Origin of the sequence: Thiomicrorhabdus aquaedulcis, assembly GCF_004001325.1 — a bacterium.
Lineage (GTDB): Bacteria > Pseudomonadota > Gammaproteobacteria > Thiomicrospirales > Thiomicrospiraceae > Thiomicrorhabdus > Thiomicrorhabdus aquaedulcis.
Genome location: NZ_AP018722.1, coordinates 1,227,200 through 1,247,371 on the forward strand (window position 1 = coordinate 1,227,200; position 20,172 = coordinate 1,247,371).

Genomic DNA, 20,172 nt, shown 5'->3' on the forward strand with positions numbered 1-20,172 from the left:
TAAACTGCGCCAATTTAATGCGTTAAGCATGGCTTATGTTTTAAAACCCAGCGGTGTCTGGGTTTTTTTAAGGTAAATTTGACCTTTATAACAGAGGGAAAGTATGGATATTGATCAAGTAAGTATGAAAATGAATGTGTTGATCTTACCGTTAAGAGACGTGGTGGTATTCCCCGGCAATGTAATGCCTTTATTTGTGGGCAGAGATAAATCCATTCAAGCGCTTAATGAGGCGATGAAAGGTGATAAACAGATTTTCTTGATAACGCAAAAAAGTGCTGAGTTGGATTTACCAACGTTAGAAGACCTTTATTCTGTTGGTACTATGGCCAATATATTGCAACTATTAAAACTTCCAGATGGTACGGTTAAGGTTTTGGTTGAAGGCATACAACGTTTTGAGTTGCTGGGCTTACATACTGAACAGAGTATTTTATTAGGGGATATTCAAGCATTGGCCAGTGAGGATGATAATACCGTCGATACCTTAGCGCTTATGCGTGCGTTACGTGAACGTTTTATGGTGCTTGCGGAGTTTAAAAAGAAAGTACCTTCAGAGGTAAAGGCCTCTATAAAAAAAGAAGATAATCCAGACAGAATGGTTGATTTAGTCTCAGCGAATGTTGATTTAACAGTAGTCGATAAACAGCAACTGCTTGAACTTACATCTGTGAGTGCTCGTTTAGAACGCATGCTGGCCATTGTAGAAACAGAATTAGAGTTATTAGAGTCCGAAAAACGTATTACCACGCGTGTAAAAAGTCAGATGGATAAAACACAGCGAGAATACTACTTAAATGAAAAAATCAAAGCCATTCATAACGAACTAGCCGAAGGCGACAACTCGGTGGTGAGTGAGCATGATCAGTTGCTTAAGCGCATTGAAGAGGCGGGCTTAACCGATCAAGCTAAAAGCAAAGCCAGTGCCGAGCTTAAAAAACTTAAAATGATGCCTGCACAGTCATCAGAAGCGACTGTGGTGAGAAATTATTTAGACTGGTTGCTCGACATTCCATGGAAAAAACGCAGTCGAGTTTCAACCGACTTGAAAAGAGCACAAGAAATATTAGATGCGCAGCATTATGGCCTAGAAAAAGTAAAAGAACGCATTGTAGAGTATCTAGCCGTTCAAAAAAGGGTGCGTAAAATGAAAGGGCCTATCTTATGTTTGGTAGGGCCTCCAGGAGTAGGTAAAACGTCTTTGGCGCGTTCGATTGCAGAAGCGACTAATCGCAAGTACGTTCGCATGTCGTTGGGCGGTGTTCGTGACGAGGCCGAGATTCGTGGCCATCGTAAAACCTACATTGGTGCATTGCCTGGTAAAATTATTCAAAAAATGCAAACTGCTGGTACAAAAAATCCCCTGTTTTTGCTGGATGAGATTGATAAGATGTCAAGTGACATGCGCGGTGATCCTGCCAGTGCGTTGCTAGAAGTATTAGATCCTGAGCAAAATAGCGCCTTTAACGACCACTATCTTGAAGTAGATTATGATTTATCAGATGTTATGTTTGTTGCCACCTCAAACTCCATGGATATTCCAGAGGCCTTGTTAGATCGCATGGAGGTTATTAATTTATCGGGCTATACCGAGCCTGAAAAATTAAACATAGCAATCAAGCACTTACTGCCCATCGCCAAGAAAGATCATGGTTTAAAACCCAGTGAGTTGATGGTAACGCAAGAGTCTATTAAAGAGATAATTCAGTTTTACACTCGTGAAGCAGGCGTTAGATTGCTGGCAAGAGAGTTGGCTAAATTATGTCGAAAAGCGGTTAAAAAAATAGTTACTCATGAGGTTAAAGCCCCTATCACTATAACCCCTGACATGCTTGAGGCTTATTTGGGTGTGGCTCGATATCGAGTAGGGTTGGTGGATGAAAAAAATCGAATAGGCCAAGTAGCAGGTTTGGCTTGGACGAAGGTAGGGGGTGATTTGCTCCGCATTGAAGCCACAGCCATGCCTGGTAAGGGCAAATTATCCAGTACAGGGCAGTTAGGCAGTGTAATGCAAGAATCGGTGCAAACGGCTATGAGTGTTATACGCAGCCGTTCAGACGCTCTGGGTTTAAAACCAGGATTTTATGAAGAGTTTGATTTGCACTTGCACTTCCCAGAGGGCGCCATTAAAAAAGATGGCCCCAGCGCAGGAGTTGCTATTTGCACAGCAATTACTTCGGTGTTGACAAATATTCCAGTCAGAGCTGATGTAGCCATGACGGGTGAAATAACTTTGCGTGGTGAAGTATTGCCTATTGGTGGTTTAAAAGAGAAGCTGCTGGCGGCGTTACGTGGCGGTATTAAAATGGTGCTAATACCAAATGAAAACCTTCGCGATTTAGCCGATGTTCCGGATGAAGTAAAAAACCAGCTTGATATTCGTCCTGTAAGATGGGTGGAAGAAGTGCTGGAATTGGCTTTATTAGAGGCTCCAAAACCATTAGAGAAACTGGAAGAAGCGGTCGCTTTTAAAGAGCAAGTCGCACCAAAAACCCAAGAAAAGGTAACTAAACGTCATTAATCAATTAAATTGACCTTTTTTACTTGACACCATTTGCCAAGGATTGCTATAAATGCTTAAGCCAAAGCTGGTGAACAACAATACGACAACAAATCACGGAGAATAAAATGAATAAATCTGAATTAGTGAGTGCAATTGCAGAACAAGCCGGTTTAACCAAAACAGATGCTGCAAAAGCATTGGACGCGACGGTTGCCGCAATTACTACCGCGATGAGCAAAGGCGATTCAGTTGCAATCATCGGCTTTGGTAGCTTTAAGGTAGGTGAACGTTCTGCACGTACCGGTCGCAATCCGCAAACAGGTGCAGAAATGCAGATTCCTGCTGCAAAAGTACCTAAGTTTACAGCTGGTAAAGCATTGAAAGACGCAGTAAATTAATTTTTTGCTAAAAATAATCAAAAAATGTCATTTCTTTTATTGACAACTTCTCTTAGAACTCTATAATACGCGACATCAATTAAGCAACGTACTTTACCTAGCCAAAGCGGTGTGGTTAAGGGGTTTAAGAGTTTGATTGGGTGATTAGCTCAGCTGGGAGAGCATCGCCCTTACAAGGCGAGGGTCACTGGTTCGAACCCAGTATCACCCACCACGGAGCGGTAGTTCAGCTGGTTAGAATGCTTGCCTGTCACGCAGGAGGTCGCGGGTTCGAGTCCCGTCCGCTCCGCCACATTTTAAAAGTTGTTTATAACAGCTTTTTTATTGCAAATCTTCAGGAGTTTGCAATAAGTTTTACTAAAGTGTATTCCCATTACATTTTAAAATATCCTGGGTGATTAGCTCAGCTGGGAGAGCATCGCCCTTACAAGGCGAGGGTCACTGGTTCGAACCCAGTATCACCCACCATACAATTAGGAGCGGTAGTTCAGCTGGTTAGAATGCTTGCCTGTCACGCAGGAGGTCGCGGGTTCGAGTCCCGTCCGCTCCGCCATTTAATAAAAAAAGCGAATCCAGTTTACTGAGTTCGCTTTTTTTTGTCTAAAATTTAGCACTCTTTCTATTGGAGACCTTAGCATGCAAAGGTTTCTATTAATGTTATTAATGCGGCACGCATTTTATAAGTGATGCGTGCAACATTAATAAAGCCACTTGTTTATGCAATTTTAAACGGATAATTATTACAACAAGTTAAGTGGTAAAGCCGATTTTTTATAGGTCTTTGGAACGCTAAATTCGGCTGGCTTAATGTCGCTGTTAGTCACCTCGGCTAAATAAGACTTCGCGTTGGCCATGTTGTAATACACCGGCACTACTTGACCAATCGTAGCAAAATTAACGCTTTGATCTTGTCCAAATTGCGACGCCAGTTTTTCTATTGTGTTCATCAATCCTGCCATCATGGAGTACTCGACTTGACTGATGTCTAGCTGAGCGTAGTTAACCACGCAAAATTCACCACTGGCTTTGCCTTCAACTGTTCGTTTAACCGGCTGACAAGTGTAGCCATAAAGTTTTTGCATTTTCCCCGTCTTGCTGTATTGCGGGATTGACGTGGCTTTTGGCAGTACGCTATTTACAATGCCTTGCATCATAGCGCGCATTTTTTCTTGTTGGTCGGCGGGAAGTTTGGCCAGTTGTTTTTCAAGCACGTCGTCTATTTGTTGACTGGCGTTGGCCAGCTTTTCTATTTCAGTGTGCGTCATCAGTGTGTAAGAGCGTTCATCGTGATTGATGAGCGTATAGGTTTGTTGGCTTTGATTAAACAACACATCGACATTGGCTTGGGTTTTATTAGCGATTTTAATCCACTCTGGCGTGATTAAAATGCGATTGGCTTCACCACCCGTAGTGTGGTGATAAATTAAGGTGGTATCGGCTTTGCTGGCCGCTGAAAAAGAGAGTAATGCAGTGGCTAAGCTAATACAAATGCCTAGGTTTAAGGGTTTTAACTTGGGTGTTGTTAGGTTTTTGGGTCTCATGCATAAGCTCGCGACGTCTAAAGAAAATAAAATTACTTTTCTTATAGTAGGTTTAAGACGAGCTGTTTAAAAGGGATAACGCATTTTTATTTGCAATTGGCTAAGGCGCATTATTAGTTGAAATCAAGGCAGCAAGTACAAAACTTGTTTTGTGCAAGTTCCCAGGCCTATTTCACTGCAAAGTAACGCGGTCGGCTAATTGCTGAATGGACAGCGGTATAAATGAAAATTCTTTTGGGGTGGTGGGGTAGCCTAGATAGTAACCCTGGCCTTCGTCGCAGCCCATTTTTCGCAAAAGGGTGAGTTGTTGAGCGGTTTCGATGCCTTCGGCCAATACTTTTAAGCCAAGGCTGTGTCCCATGGTAATAATGGCCGACACGATGCTGTCAGACTCTTCATTTTGTCCCAGATCGTTAATAAAGCTACGATCGATTTTAATGCGATCCACTGACAAGTGTTTGATGTAGGCAAGCGATGAGTAACCTGTGCCAAAGTCGTCAATTGAAATTTCGATGCCTTGGTTTTGCAAGACTTCGAGAGCAGTTTTGTGTTGTTTTAGATTTTCCATTAACACGGTTTCGGTGATTTCTAAATCAATTTGGTGGGCATGAATGTCAGAGTTTTTAAGGGCGTGTTCAACATCGGCGACAAAGCTGTGCAAACTAATTTGAGCCGAAGAGACGTTAATGGCCATTTTAGGCAGCAATAATCCTTGTTGTTGCCAGTGTGCTAGTTGTTGAATACTGGTGCGCATTACAAACTCACCAATGGCGTGTATAAGGCCAAACTTTTCAGCCAACGGTATAAATTCGGCAGGGGAGACTGCTTTACCCAGATGCTGCCAACGAACTAAGGCTTCGGCACCAGTAAGCTGTCCATTTTGCAGGTTGTATTGCGGCTGAAAATGAATGTTTAGCTCATGGTTGGTTAGGGCTGTTTGCAAATTGTGTTCCATGTCATATAAATAATGAATGCGTTCATTCATCGCCTCTGAAAAAAAGCAATATTGATTTTTACCCTGTTCTTTAGCTTTGTACATAGCAAAATCGGCGTGGCGCATTAGGGCGGCTTGCGTTGTGCCGTCTTTAGGATACGAGGCTACGCCAATGCTGCAACCAATCGATTTTGAGTATTGATTAATTTGATTAACTTGCGCGCAGCAATTTAAAATTTGGTCGGCCATCATTACGTGACAGTTATCGTCACAGTTTTCAACCAAAACGGCAAATTCATCACCGCCTAAACGACAAACCAATACTTGGCGATTGGTTTCAAAGGTATTGGCTAATTGGGTTGCAATTTGCAATAAAAACTGGTCGCCAGAGCCGTGTCCTAACGTGTCGTTAATCCATTTAAAGTTATCTAAGTCAATGTAAAATAAGCTAAATTGCTCAATTTTTTCATTAGAAAGCGCGCGGCTTAAGTAAGTTTGAAAATAGTGACGATTGGGCAGTTGAGTAACAGGATCAAAGTTGGCCAAATGCTCAAGATGCTGTTGAGTGGTTTTGAGTTCGCTTACGTCAGTCAGCAGTAAGGAAATATAGCGTTGGTCTAGTTGTTCATCGTTTACACAATAAATATCAATAAAATAATGGCACGCTCTGGTGTCTATCACCAACTCACATTCGTGGCGCGTATAGCCATACTCCCCCAACGATTTTTTTATGGACTCAATAGACAGAGCGGGTAAAAGTGTTTGGATGACTTGCCAAAGGTTGTCGCAGGTTAGGTTTGCGGACGAGAGCAGTTGATTAAATTTTTGATTGGTTTTGACCATGTCGCCTGTGCAACTGGCCACTGCGACGGCTTCATGAATATTATGTAAAACACTGCTGTCCAGATGCAGTTCGAGGGTGCGTTTTTTAACTTGGGTTTCAAGCGTTTGTTGAAACAGGGTTTGCGCTTGACCAAGCTGGCGTAAACGCTTAAGGGTAAACAAGCTGATTATCAATAAGCTTATGCCAAATACAAGCGATAAGCTTATCCACAACACTTTATTAGAACTAAGATAACCGTGCATTTTTTGTTCGGCCAAATTGGCCTTGGTGTTGAGCTCTTCTTGAAACAACGTCAAGATTTCAAGGGCTTGCTCTTGAACGGGCAGGGTTACGTCAACTAAAAATTGCCGTGCGTTATCGGCATTTTCTTGCGTCATTAGATTGTAAACGTGACTTTGATTGTCACGGTTTTGGGTGGTAATACGAAAAAGTTGTTTTAACCAGGCCTGGTGGTCTTGATCGGTAACCCGTTGGCTAATCTGTTGTGCGGCTTGGGTAATGGACAAGGCTACAATATCCATCTCTCGTTGAATATCGTCTATTAAAAAAGGATCGGTGGTGGCAATCATTCTTAACAAAAGCACGCTGCGATCACGCGCACCGCGAATCATGACTGCCGCATCGTTTTGCTGTTCACGTATTTAGTTGCAACTGGGTGGTGGTTTGCTGAATATTACGTTCTAGTGTAAAAAAGAATGCGCTGGACAGGCCAATTAAAGCCAATAGCAATGCATATCCCCACGCTACCACGCGCACACTGGTTTGACTTGAAAGTTTATTGTCTGCGAACACCGCATAATCCTAATTAGGCTTGAGTGCGTTCATTCTGCATAAAAAATTTAAATAAACAACGGCAAGGGATTGAATGGACTTATTACTTAACTTAATGAGGTGCGTTTTGAGTTGATTTGATGTTAATAAAAACCCTTGCACGCCTTAAATCATGAGTTGATTAAAGGCGCATAAAAGAGGACAGTCTTAAGCGTTTATTGACACAGTGCGCGCAACATCCAAGCAGTTTTTTCGTGAAGACGCATGCGATCCGACACCAAAGCCGCGGAAGATTCGTCGTTACCGTCTTGTGCCAACTTTAGGGCAAGACGGGCGGTTTTAACCACTTGTTCGTGGCCATGCAACAAAATAGTCACCATGTCGCTGGCGGCTGGAATGGTTTCAATTTCTTTGATGGCGCTCAGTTGTGCTAAGGCTTTGTAGGTGCCTGGTGCAATAACGTCCAATGCGCGAATGCGCTCGGCAATGTCGTCAACGGCAACGGCCAGTTCGGTGTAGTGTTCTTCAAACATTAAATGCAATTCTCTAAATTGCGGGCCGGTCACGTTCCAATGAAAATTGTGTGTTTGCAAATACAAAGTATACGAGTCGGCCAGTAGGTGCTTTAAACCTTCAGCAATGTGCAAACGGTTTTTTTTATTAATGCCAATATCAATGGTGCTCATAGGATTTTCCTTAGTATTGAGAAGAGGTACGCCTTTTAATCATAAAGGATTGCATGGGTTTATAAAACATTTATGAGCAATTGATGCTGTCTCTTTTATAAGAAGCCTAAACTATGCGACCTGCTAATAATAAATGTGAATTTTTTCCATTTAGTGTAATATGCTCATGAATTCTCGTTAAAACAGGAACATTAAGCATGAAACGAATTTTATGGGTTACCGCGTTTGCGGTGTTGTTTAGCACTCCTAGTCAAGCAGCCGATGTGGGCGTGTCTATAAGCGTTGGCCAGCCAGGGTTTTATGGACAACTTGAATTAGGTGATTTTCCACGTCCGCAACTGGTTTATTCAGAACCGCGCTACATTGAGCGTATTGTGCATCACCGCGCGCCGGTTTATTTGCGAGTACCGCCCCGACACATGAGCCACTGGAACAAATATTGTCATCGTTACCAGGCCTGTGGAGAACGCGTGTATTTTGTTAAAGACGACTGGTACGAGCGTGAATACATGCCGCGCTATAAAGAAAAGCATCGCATAAAATACGATTCGCATCCTGGGCGTGGCCATCACCACGACGATCGTCGTGATGAGCGTCGTTACGACAGTCGTGATGAACGCCGCGATTACCGCGATTAAACGACACAAGATTTGCATTTGGCTTAATAGCGCAATAACACACGTTTAAATCGGCTTTAAATCCGCTTCAACCAGGCCTGGTTAGATTAATTAGTGCTATAATTTGCGCTCTTTATTTTTGACCAGGCCTGGTCGTTTGTATCAGGCGGTATGGTTGTCTTTTTAAGCAGGTGAGTGGGTTTTAAAGCATGAGCAAAGTTGACACAGTGGAACGTCCCGTAAATTTTATTCGCAATATCATTGATGACGATTTAGCATCTCATAAACACACGCAAATTCAAACGCGCTTTCCACCCGAACCTAATGGTTATTTGCACATTGGGCACGCCAAATCCATCTGCTTAAATTTTGGTTTAGCGCAAGATTATAACGGTTTGTGCAACCTGCGTTTTGACGACACCAATCCTGCCAAAGAAGACCTAGAATACGTCGATTCCATCAAAGCCGATGTGGCGTGGTTGGGCTTTGAATGGAGCGGTAATCCGCGTTATTCGTCCGACTATTTTGAGCAGTTTTACCGCTACGCCGTTGAGTTAATTGAAAAAGGTTTGGCGTATGTCTGTTTTTTAAACGCCGAAGAAACCCGTCAATACCGTGGCACGCTCAAAGAGCCTGGGCAAAATAGCCCGTATCGCGATACTGCGGTGGCCGAAAACTTAGCCCTATTTGCTAAAATGCGCGCCGGTGGTTTTAAAGAGGGTGAATGCGTGTTGCGCGCCAAAATAGACATGGCGTCGAGTTTTATGTGCATGCGCGACCCTACGTTGTACCGTGTGCGTTTTGAACACCATCACCAAACCGGTGACGCATGGTGCATTTACCCTATGTACGATTTTGCCCACTGTATTTCTGACGCGATTGAAGACATTACCCATTCGTTGTGTACGCTTGAGTTTCAAGACAACCGTCGTTTGTACGACTGGGTGTTAGACAATCTTAACGACTTTAACAAACCCGATCGTCCGCATCAGTATGAGTTTTCGCGTTTAAATTTAGAATACACGGTCATGTCCAAACGCAAACTGCATCAATTGGTGGCCGATAAATTGGTATCGGGCTGGGACGATCCACGCATGCCAACCATTTCTGGGCTGCGTCGTCGCGGTTATACCCCGGCCTCGTTGCGTGATTTTGCCGAACGCATTGGTATCTCAAAAGTAGACAGCGTAACCGAAATGAACATTTTAGAAGCTGCCATTCGCGACGATTTAAACGTAAACGCCCCTCGCAGCATGGCGGTGTTAAACCCGCTAAAAGTGGTGATTGAAAACTACCCCAATTCGCAACCCGAATCGATTCAAGCGCCGGTGCACCCGCAAAATGAAGCGATGGGCAAGCGTGAAATTTTCTTTGGTCGTGAGTTGTACATTGACCGCGCCGATTTTGAAATGGTCGCCCCCGACGCTAAGTTTCAGCGTTTGGCGTTAGACAAAGAGATTCGCTTGCGCAACAGCTACATTATTAAAGCTCTGCGCGTTGAACACGATGCACAAGGACAAATCAGCACGGTTTATTGCAGTTACGACCACGATACCCTGGGCAAAAACCCAGCCGACGGTCGCAAAGTAAAAGGGGTGATTCATTTTGTTGAAGCCAGCCATGCGCTGCCGGCCGAGTTTAGACTGTATGATCGGCTCTTTAGTGTGGCCAATCCGGGTAAAAGCGATGATTTTGAAAGCGTTATGAACCCAGATTCTTTGGTGATACAACACGGTTTTATCGAACCAGGCCTGGTGAATTCTCTGCCTGAACAGGCGTATCAGTTTGAGCGCGAAGGCTATTTTTGCCGCGACAATCAAGCCGGTTCGGCGCAAATTTACAATCGTACGGTCGCGCTACGCGACACTTGGGGAGCTTAAATGGGAAGCGTAAACATGCGAGTCTGCGGCGTAGAAATCAGCGGCAACGATGCCATTATTAGTTTGTTGTCACAAAACGACGGAATTTTTAACATTCCCGAGTGCCGAGTGAGCCGAATTACCTGTCAAAATCCGGATCGGGTGGAAGATTTACGGTACTTGCAAAAGACGTTTTTGCAACTGGTGCAAGACTATAAAGTTGATTTGGTGGTGATTCGTGAGCGCCTAAAAAAGGGCAAGTTTGCCGGCGGTGCGAACGGCTTTAAAATTGAAGCGGCGTTGCAGTTAACCCCCGGTTTAAGCTCAATGCTTATGACCAGCACCGATTTAAAAGCGCATTTAAAGCACTACCCCATGCCTATTTCATTTGTTGAAACCGGCCTTAAAAAATTTCAAGAACCTTCGTTTACCACCGCCTTTGCCTATTTTGCCAGTAAACACAAATGGTAAATGCGCACGCGTAAACGGCACAAATTAACTAAACTAATTTGACCAGGCCTGGTCAAGTTTAAATGGCTTTATTGTTCACTTTGTTACACTAATTATTTTATTAAATGAGTACCCCGCATGTCCCGCACCTTTGAACACCTGGATTTACCGCTTAGCGCGCTAGAGAACTTAACCCAATTGGGTTATGAGTTTATGACGCAAATTCAAGAAGAGGCGTTGCCACTGGCGTTGGGTGGGCACGATTTGATTGCACAAGCCAAAACCGGCAGTGGAAAAACCGCCGCGTTTGGGATTCCCATGCTGAATAAAGTCGATGTCAAACGCATGGACATTCAGGGTTTGGTCATTTGCCCCACGCGTGAACTCAGCAATCAGGTGGCCGAAGAGTTGCGTCGTTTGGCGCGTTTTCAACCCAATTTAAAAGTGGTGGTGTTAAGCGGCGGCATTGCGTTGCGTCCGCAAATTGCCTCGTTAGAATACGGTGCACACATTGTGGTGGGTACGCCAGGGCGTTTGCAAGACCACATTGACAAGGGGCATTTAAACCTAAGTCACATTACCACGTTGGTGTTGGACGAAGCCGATCGCATGCTTGAAATGGGCTTTAAAGAAGCGATGATTTCGATTATTGGCGATTTGCCTAAAGAGCGCCAAACGCTGCTGTTTTCGGCGACTTTTCCGGCTGACATTGAATACATTAGCCGTCGTTTTCAAAAAAATCCCATGCAAATCTCGGTTGAATCGCATCACAGTATGGACACGATTGACCAGCAATTTTACATTTGTCACCATAAAGACAAACTACCAGGCCTGGTTAAGTTGCTTAATCACAACGCGTTTGAACACGGTATGATTTTTTGCAACACCAAAGCTTTGGTGACCGAGGTGGTAGATTTTTTAAACGAAAAAGGCATTCATGCCGTAGGTTTGCATGGCGACATGGAGCAGCGCGAGCGCGAACAAATTTTAATTCGCTTTAAACACCACAGCGTAAGCTATTTGGTGGCCACTGACGTGGCGGCGCGTGGCTTAGACATTGAAGCCTTACCCATGGTTATAAACTACGAATTGCCGCGCAACCAAGACACCTATGTGCACCGCATTGGACGCACCGGACGCGCTGGATTAGACGGCGTGGCGATTACGTTGTTTACCGAAAAAGAGCGTTATAAACTTGCTCAATTGGGTGAGTTTCAGGGGCATCCTTTGTCGTATGAGTCAATTGACATTGTGCCTAGCGCCCGCGCGCAGCGCATTGAGCCCAAATACATTACCTTGTATATCTCGGGTGGACGTAAAGACAAAGTACGTCGTGGCGATGTCTTAGGCGCGTTAACGGGAGAGGCTGGGATTGACGCCCAGCACATTGGTAAAATTGACGTGGTGGAGCATTCAACCTATTTTGCAATTGAAACCCCCTTTGCCGCGCAAGCAGTAAGCCGGTTAAATCAAGGTAAGATAAAAGGTAAAAAGTTTAAAGTAGGGCGGGTTGAGTAAACATGTTTAGTAGGTCTTTTAGCAGGTCGTTTTGAATGTTAAGCAGAACTTAAAAAAATGACACCCTTGGGTGTCATTTTTGTTTTAAGTCGTAAAAGTGTCAGTGTTTTAAACGCCCAGCGCCTTAACGCGCGCTAACATGTCGGCTGCATGACCTTCTGGGCTTACACCGTACAATGCGGCCTCTAAGACACCGTTTTTATTAATTAAAAACGTCGAGCGTACAATGCCCATTTTTTTCTCACCATTTTTCTCTTTTTCTTGCCAGACATCGTATGCCGCACAGACCGATCCGTCGGTGTCGGCCAATAAATGCAGTTGCAAATTAAACTTGTTAATAAACGCTTGATGGCTCGCGCAATTGTCTTTACTGACGCCAATCACCACGGCATTGGCTTCGTTAAACGCTGGGCTTAAGGTGCTAAAATCGTTGGCTTCAATGGTGCAACCCGGGGTGTCATCCTTGGGGTAAAAATACAACACCACGTGTTGCTTGCCTATAAAGTCGCTTAATTGCACGGTGTGTTGGTCTTGGTTTACGCTCTTAAAATGGGGAGCGGTTTGCTGGGCTTGTAACATCATGGAGATTCCTTAAAGGTAAATTGAGTTAAATTGGCACGCTAATTAGGTTAATTTCCGATAAAATGATACGCTATTTTTAAACCATTTTGACTCAATTATACGTTTGGAAACCCCCTCTTAATGCTTATTTTGCTTGCTTGTTACACTGCGTTGCTATGCTGACCCCCTTTTTACAGGCTCGATCTTTAATAGGGCTTACGCTCGTATCTTTATTGATATTGGTCTTAGGAGTGGGGCTTACAGGGATACTCTTTAAAGCACAAGAAGCTGATAAAATTCGTGCGTTGGAAGGCGCATTTGAACAACACAGCCATAAGGCCGAAGTTGCTATTAGACGTGCGTTAAGCCATCAACGCGACCGTTTAAAAAGTTTAGCAGTGGTCTTTGAGGTATCTAAAAATATATCACGCGACGATTTTAATCAATACGCTAAGGTTTTAATGGCCTCAAAAAATGCCACTCAAGCGTTGGAGTTTTTAAAAATTGTACCTCATGCCGATCGTGATTTTTTTGAGGAATCGGTTCGTGCCGAAGGTTTTAGTGACTTTAATATTACCGCTATGAGTCATGGTGTTTTGGTTAAAGCACCCGTGGCCGATGAATACGCAGTGGTTAAATATGTATACCCGTTTAATGAAAATAAAATGGCATTTGGGTTAAACGCGTACGCTAACGCCAGTCAAAAAGCCGCCATGCAAGAAGCGTTTGAGAATAAAGCCATGGTGGTTACATCTCCGCAAAAACTAGTGCAAGCAGCACAAACTAAAAGCGCAGTTATTTTTTATTTGCCGGTATTTACCGATGACACTAAAGTGCATTTAAAAGGCTACGCAGCCTTGTTATTGCGTATGGATGAATTTGTGGATTTTATTCAAGAAAAACATCTTTTAGACGCATCGCTGTTTTATCAATTAGAAGATCCTATGAGTTCCGATAGTGGGTTTATGCAGCTAGGTCCGCATTACAACGCGCAAACCAATCCCAATGTAAGAACATTTACTCGAGACTTTTTGGTGGCTGGACGCACCTGGGCACTTACCACGCAGGTTGATTTATTGCGTTTACCGCAGGCTCAAATGTATGCCAAACAAACCCCCTTTAAACAAATGTTACCAGGCCTGGTCATTAGTGTATTTATGGCTTTATTGGTGTTTTTTGTGGGGCGTTCGTATAAAGAAAAACAACTTAAACGACAAGAACTGTTCAAACAAGAGAGTCGTTATCACGACTTAATTGAACAGAGCTCGGACGCGTTCTTTTTGCTTAATTGCGAGGGTTGCATCTTAAACGTCAATTCACAAACTGAGCGCTTGCTGGGGTATAAAAAAAGCGAATTAATCGGCATGAACCTAGCCAAAATTGATGTTAAATATTCTAAGTTGCAAATTTCATCCATGTGTCAGACCATTCAAGCTGGCGAAAAACTGTTAATTGAAAGCCTACACCGTCGTAAAGACGGTACTACTTTGCCTGTTGAAATCAGCGCCAATAAAATATTATATGGTGAAGAAATTGTTACCAGCGCCTTTGCGCGTGATTTAACTGAACGCTTATCTTTTAGAGCTTTAAGCGTGGGTAACCTTAAATTGCAAGCGTCCATTACCCAAACTACGCAAGCGTTAGAGGCACAAAAAGCCGCATTTGAAACCATTTTTAACCAGTCGGCTGACGGATTTTTTATTACCGCTGGGCGCACAGTATTAGACTGCAACGAAGCCGCTGTAAGATTGTTGGGCTATTTTAGTAAAGATGCCGTGTTAAATCGTTCAAATCGCTTGTTTTCACCCCGCTTTCAACCTGATGGTGCACGCTCTACCCGCAAAGGCTTAGAGATGATTTTGTTGTGCCATAAGAACGGTTCGCACACCTATGAATGGGTTAATTTGCGCGCAAATGGTGAGCTTTTTTGGAGCGATGTGGTGCTTACTCGGATTGATTGTTTCGGCAAGCCGGCCATTTTAATTGCGTTACGTGATATTTCACAACGCAAGTTGTTGGAAGCACAAATGCAGGCCGCACGCGAAACCGCCGAAAGGGCGCATCAAAGTAAATCTGACTTTTTGGCCAGTATGTCACACGAAATTAGAACGCCGTTGCATGGCATTTTAAGCTATGCGCAAATGGGGCAAACACGAGTGGATAAAGTGAGTTTGGATGAGCTAAAACGTTACTTTGAGTTAATTAACACCAGTAGTAATCGTTTAATGAGCTTGTTAAACGATCTACTGGATTGCGCCAAGTTTGAGTTTGCACAAATGTCCTTTAGCTTTGCATTGCACGATGTGCGTGCCATTTTAAATGAAACCGTGCACGCGCAATCTGCGGTACTGCAAAGCAAAAACATAAAAATGGTGGTGCCCAATATAGGGCAAATGGCCTATGTAGATGCTACGCGTATGGGGCAAGTGTTTACCAATTTATTAAGCAATGCCATACGCTTTACCCCGCAAGGCAATGTGATTGAAGTGGTGTTTGAGGTACAAGACAACGCCACCTTATGCGTTTGGGTCATGGATTCGGGCTCGGGCATTGCCCAAGATGAACTGGTGAGTGTGTTTGATAAGTTTTTTCAAAGTCGCCATTCATCAAGTCAACACGGAAGTACTGGATTAGGTTTGGCTATTTGCAAAGAGATTATTCAAGCCCATCAAGGAGAAATTTGGGCAGAACCCCTTATGGACGGACTCACGTTGCGCGGCACAGTATTTAAGTTTACTTTGCCGCTGCATAGCGATAAACAAGTGGATAAATTGATAAAAAATCACGCAAACGAGACTCATCAGCATGCGTCTTGAAATGGCTAATTTTAATCAAGCTTGTGTGAAAGCAACCAGGCCTGATCAACGCCCTTATGTGTTGGCGGTAGACGATGAATATATTAATAGATTGATATTAAACGATTTATTGCAAGTTCATTTTAAACTCACGTGTGTGGACAGTGGCCAGGCCTGTTTAGATGCCGTGAATCAAAGTCCCCCTGATTTAATTTTATTAGACATTAATATGCCCACCATGAATGGCTTTGAAGTTTGCCAATGGTTAAAAGACCAACCGGCGTTTAATGCCATTCCGGTGATTTTTTTAACCGCTAAAATCACCGAACAAGATCAGCATCATGGTCTGGCTTTAGGGGCAGTGGACTATATAACCAAGCCTTTTAGCGAATCGATATTATTGGCGCGCATTCAGACACATTTGAGCTTAAGTTTAAACGCCAAAATGATGGCGCATGTCAACGCGCAACTGCAATCTGAGCGCCACACCATTGAGCGCATCATGCATAAAATGCAACACGACGCACGCTTTGTCACACAATCATTGCGCACCTTGCACATGCCTATGACCGACACCAGTGCGGATGTCATTCTTTCGGCGCGTACACCCGACGGACGGCGTCAAGTGTTAATGGGTGACTTTACTGGACACGGCTTATCAGCGGCCATTGCTGCACCAATGGTGTCGGCATTGTTTTACGCTCAAGCGGCTAATAATCAAGCCTTATGCGATACTGCGCGCTTGCTCAATCAAGAGCTGTGTCAGCGTTTGCCAACTGAGCTCTTTATGGCGGCGGTGTTTATGGAGTGGTCAGACCAAGCAAATACCATTACGTTATGGAATTGCGCCATGCCCGATGTGCAAGTATTTAGGCAAGGAAAACTCTTGCAAACGGTGCCTTCAAGTGCCCTTGCATTGGGTATTGTGGATGCTTTTTACGATCAAGCTTGTCCTTTAACATTACATGTTCGCAGTGGCGATGTGCTGTTTGGTTTTTCGGACGGTTTACTCGACGCGCGCTCAACACAAGGCGAGGTTTTTGGGGCGCAGAAATTGTCAGGTGTGTTAAACGATATGCTCACTTTAGGATTGCCATTACGTTATGTACAAAATCAGCTATTTGAGTTTGTGGGTGAAATTGGAGTGCAAGACGATGCCAGTGTATTAGAGTTGCGTATATAAAACGCATTGGGGCATTATGTGTTTTACACGCTAAGCTTTTTTAAAACGGCTTGACGCGCCAATCCATCGGCTAAGGTGTTGCCCGGGTTGCCGTTATGACTTTTGACCCAGCACCAATGCACATTGTGATGCAGACTAAGAGATTCAACACTTTCCCACAAGGTTTTAAACACCACCTCTCGTCCAGACTTATTTAACCAGGCCTGGTCACGCCAACGCGCTATTTTTTTGGTTAAGCCTTCCATTAAAATACGTGAGTCGGTGTAGAGCGTAATGCGAGTGGCTTGACCCTTTAAAGATGTGAGTAGGGCGGTTAGCTCTGGTGTTTGCAGTGCCAACAGCGCTTGCTGTGCGGCCAGCAGCTCCATCTCTAAACTTGAGTGACTGGTTTTAGCGTGCGCAGCGCGTAAGATTTCTTGTTGATTTACAAACATCACCCAACCCCAGCCACCGAGCTGATGCTGGCGAAAATAGCCGCCGTCGGTGTAAATTTCAATGACAAGCGGGGTACTTGCAAAAGGCGATTTACTCAACGATTGCACTGGGTAACGTTAGCTTTTTGGATGGCTATTTGATTGATTATGATCGTCTTTATGATCGTCTTGGGTCTTATGATTTGCTTGAGCTTCGGCCAATGCCGATGATTGGCTGTATTTTTGGGCTATTTTCGCCGTCCAGCGATACGACAACCATAAGGCCGGAGTAATGATAATTAAACTGTAAAAACCGGCAACCGCCGCGGTAGTCAGTTTAAGGGCAGCGTCCATCTCTTGATAGTAGCTTAAGCCAGCTACCACTAAACTAAGCAATAAACCGTTGCGTAAGGCGCGTTTTAAAGGGTTGTCGTAAATCATAAAAGTTCTCGTAGTGTGTGATAGTAAGATTGCTTGGTTTGGTTGTTTATCGGACTTAACTTATAAAATCAGCAGGTTTTGCAAACAGCGCAAATAGGCGGCTTCGTCGGGTTCTATTTGGTCGCGTTGTGCCACCCATAACGATTCGGCCAAGCAGTCCATCATGGCGTGTTCGGTGGCGTGTACATCTCGCAAGCGTGCGCCCAATTGTTGATAGACCGCTTGAATGCCAATCGGTCGATTCATAGAGACTTGTTCTTGAAGCCCTAAATGCATGCCCATATGCAAAAACGGATTGGTTTGACCGTCTTCGGGTTTGTATTCGTTACCCAGGTGTTTTTGGTTGCTGAGCATGGCGTGGTATTCGGGATGCAGTTCAATCACACGCGCCACCATGGTTTCCATCGCGTCTAATGGCAAACCGTGGCGCGCTTTGTGCCAAGTATCCACGTAAAATTGGCGTAATTTATCGCGTTCAGAAGTGTAAAACATAGCAGGCCTGGTGGTTATGGTGGTTGTATTGAATATATTGGTAAGGGGCTGGAATTGTCTCAATCATTAGAATCATCGGAATCGTTATGAGTTTTTGCCTTGTATTCGCATAAATCGTAAATACAACACGCCTCGCAGCGCGGTTTGCGGGCAATGCAGGTGTAACGGCCGTGTAAAATCATTAAGTGGTGTGCGGCAATTAAATAGTCTTTGGGTACAAACTTAAGCAGTTTGTGCTCAACCTCTAATACATTTTTTCCAGGTGCCAGTTTGGTGCGATTGGCCACTCTAAAGATGTGGGTGTCCACCGCCATAGTGGGGTGACCAAACGCGGTGTTAAGCACCACATTGGCAGTTTTTCGACCCACACCGGGCAGCGCTTCTAACGCCACACGGTCATCGGGCACGATTGAGCCGTGTAATTCAATTAACATTTTGCAGGTTTTAATAATATTAGCGCCCTTGGTGTTAAACAGGCCAATGGTTTTAATGTACTCTTTTAAGCCGGTCTCACCCAGTGCAAAAATGGCTTCGGGTGTGTTGGCGACCGCAAATAATTTGTCGGTGGCAATGTTTACCCCTTTATCGGTGGCTTGCGCCGACAGAATCACCGCGATCAACAGTTCAAACGTTGATTGATAGTGCAATTCGGTTTCTGGGTTGGGAATGGCTTGGCTTAGGCGCTCAAACATCATTAAGCGTTTTTGTTTGTTCATAGAGGCTTAACCACGGCAATTGGAATCCCCAGCGCATTGGTTTGCTTGGCGATTTTTTTGGCGTCCATTGCGTTTTTTAGGGCAATTAACAGCCCTAAACCAATAAACGCTCCAGGGGGTAAAATCGCGAGTAATACGCCTTGATAGTTGTCGCCCAAGTGAATCGTCCAGCTGCGTGCGCTTTCGCCAAACATTAAGTAGGCCTGGTCAAACAGCGTGCCGTTGCCAATGAGTTCGCGCAGTGCGCCCAATAATACCAATACAAATAAAAAGCCAATGCCCATAAAGAAAGCGTCCACCAAGGCTTTGTCCAGTGGGTTTTTAGACGCGTAGGCTTCGGCGCGGCCTAAAATGGCACAGTTGGTTACAATCAGCGGAATAAAAATGCCTAAGATACCGTGCAGCGTATTAAAGTAGGCGCTCATTAATAGGTCAATAATGGTAACCGCCGTAGCGATGATGGCAATAAACACCGGAATGCGAATCTCGTCCGAGACGTGATTGCGAATCACCGAAACCAAACTGTTTGAAATCAGTAACACTAATAAAGTCGCCAAACCCAAGCCTAAGCCGTTAACCGTATTGTTAGAGACCGCCAATAACGGACATAAACCCAATAGCGCGACGAGGGCTTGGTTATTCTTCCACAGTCCGTTTTGCATAATGCCACGGTAGTCGTGCAAACGACCCTTTAGCCACCCAGATGAGGCGGGCGCAGACGTATTATTAATGTCATTAATGTCACTGATACTGGCATTACTCATAAAGCACTGCTCCTTGTTGATTGACCCAAGACAAGGTCTGTTTAACCGTTGCGACCACCGCCCGAGGGGTGATGGTCGCACCAGTAAATTGATCAAACTGGCCGCCGTCTTTTTTGACCGCCCAGGTGTTAACATTGTCTTGGGTTAAGGTTAAGCCATTAAAACTCAAAATCCAATCGTGTTTGTCGAGCTCAATTTTATCGCCCAACCCTGGGGTTTCTTTATGGCTTAAAACGCGCACCCCTGAAACCGAACCATCGGCTAAAACAGCCATTAATAAAGTAATGTTGCCACTGTAACCATTGGGTGCGGTGGTGGTTAAAATAAGCCCAACGGGTTGGTTGTTTTTGCGTGCTCGATAGACAGTAACAGGTGATGACGCGCCTAACGCGGCCATTTGCTCTGGCGTATCAAGCAATAATGTATCTTCAAGTAAGGCGTTGTCGTATTGCTGAGCGGGCAACACTTGGTTAAAACTTGACAATAAAGTGTTGCGTTGTACCTCGGCAATCATCGGTTCGGTGAGGGCGCGTGTCAGCAATAACAACACAACACTGGTGACGACAAACAGGGTCAGTTTACCGGCCGAACGCGCCATCGAAACCACTAAAAACTGAGCGGAAGAACGATTGGCTTGACTGGTTTGGTCGTCTTGGTTAAGCGTGGGTTTTGACATATAAGTTCCT

General features: G+C 44.4%; 19 protein-coding genes and 4 tRNA genes. 12 read left to right on the plus strand and 11 right to left on the minus strand.

Annotated features, from left to right (window positions below; genetic code table 11):
* Positions 1–103: 103 nt before the first annotated feature.
* The 6 genes from lon (at position 104) to EP181_RS05695 (ending at position 3,454) form a co-directional block, all read left to right on the plus strand.
* Positions 104–2,521 (plus strand): endopeptidase La, encoded by a 2,418-nt coding sequence (gene lon, locus EP181_RS05670; protein WP_127470795.1) that lies wholly within the window; start codon positions 104–106, stop codon positions 2,519–2,521.
* Positions 2,522–2,613: 92 nt separating this feature from the next.
* Positions 2,614–2,901, plus strand: a complete 288-nt coding sequence (locus EP181_RS05675; protein ID WP_269471167.1) for an HU family DNA-binding protein — start codon at positions 2,614–2,616, stop codon at positions 2,899–2,901.
* A gap of 138 nt (positions 2,902–3,039) precedes the next feature.
* Positions 3,040–3,115, plus strand: a tRNA-Val gene (locus tag EP181_RS05680).
* 1 nt (position 3,116) lies between these two features.
* Positions 3,117–3,193, plus strand: a tRNA-Asp gene (locus tag EP181_RS05685).
* 100 nt (positions 3,194–3,293) lie between these two features.
* A tRNA-Val gene (locus EP181_RS05690) sits at positions 3,294–3,369 on the plus strand.
* A gap of 8 nt (positions 3,370–3,377) precedes the next feature.
* Positions 3,378–3,454, plus strand: a tRNA-Asp gene (locus EP181_RS05695).
* 187 nt (positions 3,455–3,641) lie between these two features.
* Here EP181_RS05695 and EP181_RS05700 read toward each other — a convergent pair.
* The 4 genes from EP181_RS05700 to EP181_RS05710 form a co-directional block, all read right to left on the minus strand.
* Complete coding sequence (locus EP181_RS05700) at positions 3,642–4,442, minus strand: hypothetical protein (protein WP_127470797.1); 801 nt, start codon at positions 4,440–4,442, stop codon at positions 3,642–3,644.
* Positions 4,443–4,614: 172 nt separating this feature from the next.
* Entirely contained in the window at positions 4,615–6,831 is a 2,217-nt protein-coding gene (locus EP181_RS05705; protein WP_127470798.1) for an EAL domain-containing protein, read from the minus strand.
* A gap of 22 nt (positions 6,832–6,853) precedes the next feature.
* The gene (locus EP181_RS11910) at positions 6,854–7,012 is read right to left on the minus strand and encodes a hypothetical protein (protein WP_172959705.1); all 159 of its coding nucleotides are present in this window, start codon (positions 7,010–7,012) and stop codon (positions 6,854–6,856) included.
* Between the two features lie 194 nt (positions 7,013–7,206).
* Positions 7,207–7,677: a Dps family protein gene (locus EP181_RS05710; RefSeq protein ID WP_127470799.1), complete on the minus strand. Its 471-nt coding sequence runs from the start codon at positions 7,675–7,677 to the stop codon at positions 7,207–7,209.
* A 197-nt stretch (positions 7,678–7,874) separates the two neighbouring features.
* On the opposite strand from EP181_RS05710, the gene EP181_RS05715 reads away from it, so the two are divergent.
* The 4 genes from EP181_RS05715 to dbpA all read left to right on the plus strand — a co-directional run bounded on the left by EP181_RS05715 (position 7,875) and on the right by dbpA (position 12,121).
* The gene (locus EP181_RS05715) at positions 7,875–8,315 is read left to right on the plus strand and encodes a hypothetical protein (RefSeq protein ID WP_127470800.1); all 441 of its coding nucleotides are present in this window, start codon (positions 7,875–7,877) and stop codon (positions 8,313–8,315) included.
* A 188-nt stretch (positions 8,316–8,503) separates the two neighbouring features.
* Positions 8,504–10,174: a glutamine--tRNA ligase gene (gene glnS, locus EP181_RS05720; RefSeq protein ID WP_127470801.1), complete on the plus strand. Its 1,671-nt coding sequence runs from the start codon at positions 8,504–8,506 to the stop codon at positions 10,172–10,174.
* A complete protein-coding gene (locus EP181_RS05725; RefSeq protein WP_232023335.1) occupies positions 10,175–10,624 on the plus strand; it encodes a DUF3010 family protein in 450 nt (149 codons plus the stop codon).
* A 117-nt stretch (positions 10,625–10,741) separates the two neighbouring features.
* Complete coding sequence (dbpA, locus tag EP181_RS05730; RefSeq protein WP_127470802.1) at positions 10,742–12,121, plus strand: ATP-dependent RNA helicase DbpA; 1,380 nt, start codon at positions 10,742–10,744, stop codon at positions 12,119–12,121.
* Between the two features lie 108 nt (positions 12,122–12,229).
* Here dbpA and EP181_RS05735 read toward each other — a convergent pair whose 3' ends face one another.
* The gene (locus tag EP181_RS05735; RefSeq protein WP_232023336.1) at positions 12,230–12,703 is read right to left on the minus strand and encodes a peroxiredoxin; all 474 of its coding nucleotides are present in this window, start codon (positions 12,701–12,703) and stop codon (positions 12,230–12,232) included.
* Between the two features lie 230 nt (positions 12,704–12,933).
* Here EP181_RS05735 and EP181_RS05740 point away from each other — a divergent pair, with 230 nt between their 5' ends.
* Both EP181_RS05740 and EP181_RS05745 read left to right on the plus strand, forming a co-directional pair.
* Positions 12,934–15,498, plus strand: a complete 2,565-nt coding sequence (locus EP181_RS05740; RefSeq protein WP_172959706.1) for a CHASE domain-containing protein — start codon at positions 12,934–12,936, stop codon at positions 15,496–15,498.
* Positions 15,488–16,660 carry a fused response regulator/phosphatase gene (locus EP181_RS05745; RefSeq protein ID WP_127470804.1) on the plus strand — a complete coding sequence of 391 codons (1,173 nt, stop codon included), beginning with the start codon at positions 15,488–15,490 and terminating at the stop codon, positions 16,658–16,660. The genes EP181_RS05740 and EP181_RS05745 overlap by 11 nt, the downstream gene beginning before the upstream one ends.
* Before the next feature lie 23 nt (positions 16,661–16,683).
* Here the strand turns inward: EP181_RS05745 and EP181_RS05750 are convergent, their stop codons facing one another.
* The 6 genes from EP181_RS05750 to rsxG form a co-directional block, all read right to left on the minus strand.
* Positions 16,684–17,193 (minus strand): RNase H family protein, encoded by a 510-nt coding sequence (locus EP181_RS05750; RefSeq protein ID WP_172959707.1) that lies wholly within the window; start codon positions 17,191–17,193, stop codon positions 16,684–16,686.
* Positions 17,194–17,211: 18 nt separating this feature from the next.
* Positions 17,212–17,514: a hypothetical protein gene (locus tag EP181_RS05755; RefSeq protein ID WP_127470806.1), complete on the minus strand. Its 303-nt coding sequence runs from the start codon at positions 17,512–17,514 to the stop codon at positions 17,212–17,214.
* Between the two features lie 60 nt (positions 17,515–17,574).
* Entirely contained in the window at positions 17,575–18,006 is a 432-nt protein-coding gene (locus EP181_RS05760) for a DUF1841 family protein (protein ID WP_127470807.1), read from the minus strand.
* Positions 18,007–18,065: 59 nt separating this feature from the next.
* Positions 18,066–18,722, minus strand: coding sequence for an endonuclease III (gene nth, locus EP181_RS05765; protein WP_127470808.1), 657 nt, complete (start codon positions 18,720–18,722; stop codon positions 18,066–18,068).
* Positions 18,719–19,384, minus strand: coding sequence for an electron transport complex subunit E (locus EP181_RS05770; protein ID WP_127471810.1), 666 nt, complete (start codon positions 19,382–19,384; stop codon positions 18,719–18,721). Before EP181_RS05770 ends, nth begins: the two co-directional genes overlap by 4 nt.
* Before the next feature lie 94 nt (positions 19,385–19,478).
* Complete coding sequence (rsxG, locus tag EP181_RS05775; RefSeq protein WP_232023337.1) at positions 19,479–20,162, minus strand: electron transport complex subunit RsxG; 684 nt, start codon at positions 20,160–20,162, stop codon at positions 19,479–19,481.
* Between the last annotated feature and the right edge of the window lie 10 nt (positions 20,163–20,172).

Coding starts and splice junctions, on each gene's coding strand:
- lon (WP_127470795.1), top strand. CDS start 104: ATGGATATTGATCAAGTAAGTATGAAAATGAATGTGTTGATCTTACCG.
- EP181_RS05700 (WP_127470797.1), bottom strand. CDS start 4,442: ATGAGACCCAAAAACCTAACAACACCCAAGTTAAAACCCTTAAACCTA.
- EP181_RS05705 (WP_127470798.1), bottom strand. CDS start 6,831: ATGATTCGCGGTGCGCGTGATCGCAGCGTGCTTTTGTTAAGAATGATT.
- EP181_RS05710 (WP_127470799.1), bottom strand. CDS start 7,677: ATGAGCACCATTGATATTGGCATTAATAAAAAAAACCGTTTGCACATT.
- EP181_RS05715 (WP_127470800.1), top strand. CDS start 7,875: ATGAAACGAATTTTATGGGTTACCGCGTTTGCGGTGTTGTTTAGCACT.
- glnS (WP_127470801.1), top strand. CDS start 8,504: ATGAGCAAAGTTGACACAGTGGAACGTCCCGTAAATTTTATTCGCAAT.
- EP181_RS05725 (WP_232023335.1), top strand. CDS start 10,175: ATGGGAAGCGTAAACATGCGAGTCTGCGGCGTAGAAATCAGCGGCAAC.
- dbpA (WP_127470802.1), top strand. CDS start 10,742: ATGTCCCGCACCTTTGAACACCTGGATTTACCGCTTAGCGCGCTAGAG.
- EP181_RS05735 (WP_232023336.1), bottom strand. CDS start 12,703: ATGATGTTACAAGCCCAGCAAACCGCTCCCCATTTTAAGAGCGTAAAC.
- EP181_RS05745 (WP_127470804.1), top strand. CDS start 15,488: ATGCGTCTTGAAATGGCTAATTTTAATCAAGCTTGTGTGAAAGCAACC.
- EP181_RS05755 (WP_127470806.1), bottom strand. CDS start 17,514: ATGATTTACGACAACCCTTTAAAACGCGCCTTACGCAACGGTTTATTG.
- EP181_RS05760 (WP_127470807.1), bottom strand. CDS start 18,006: ATGTTTTACACTTCTGAACGCGATAAATTACGCCAATTTTACGTGGAT.
- nth (WP_127470808.1), bottom strand. CDS start 18,722: ATGAACAAACAAAAACGCTTAATGATGTTTGAGCGCCTAAGCCAAGCC.
- EP181_RS05770 (WP_127471810.1), bottom strand. CDS start 19,384: ATGCAAAACGGACTGTGGAAGAATAACCAAGCCCTCGTCGCGCTATTG.
- rsxG (WP_232023337.1), bottom strand. CDS start 20,162: ATGTCAAAACCCACGCTTAACCAAGACGACCAAACCAGTCAAGCCAAT.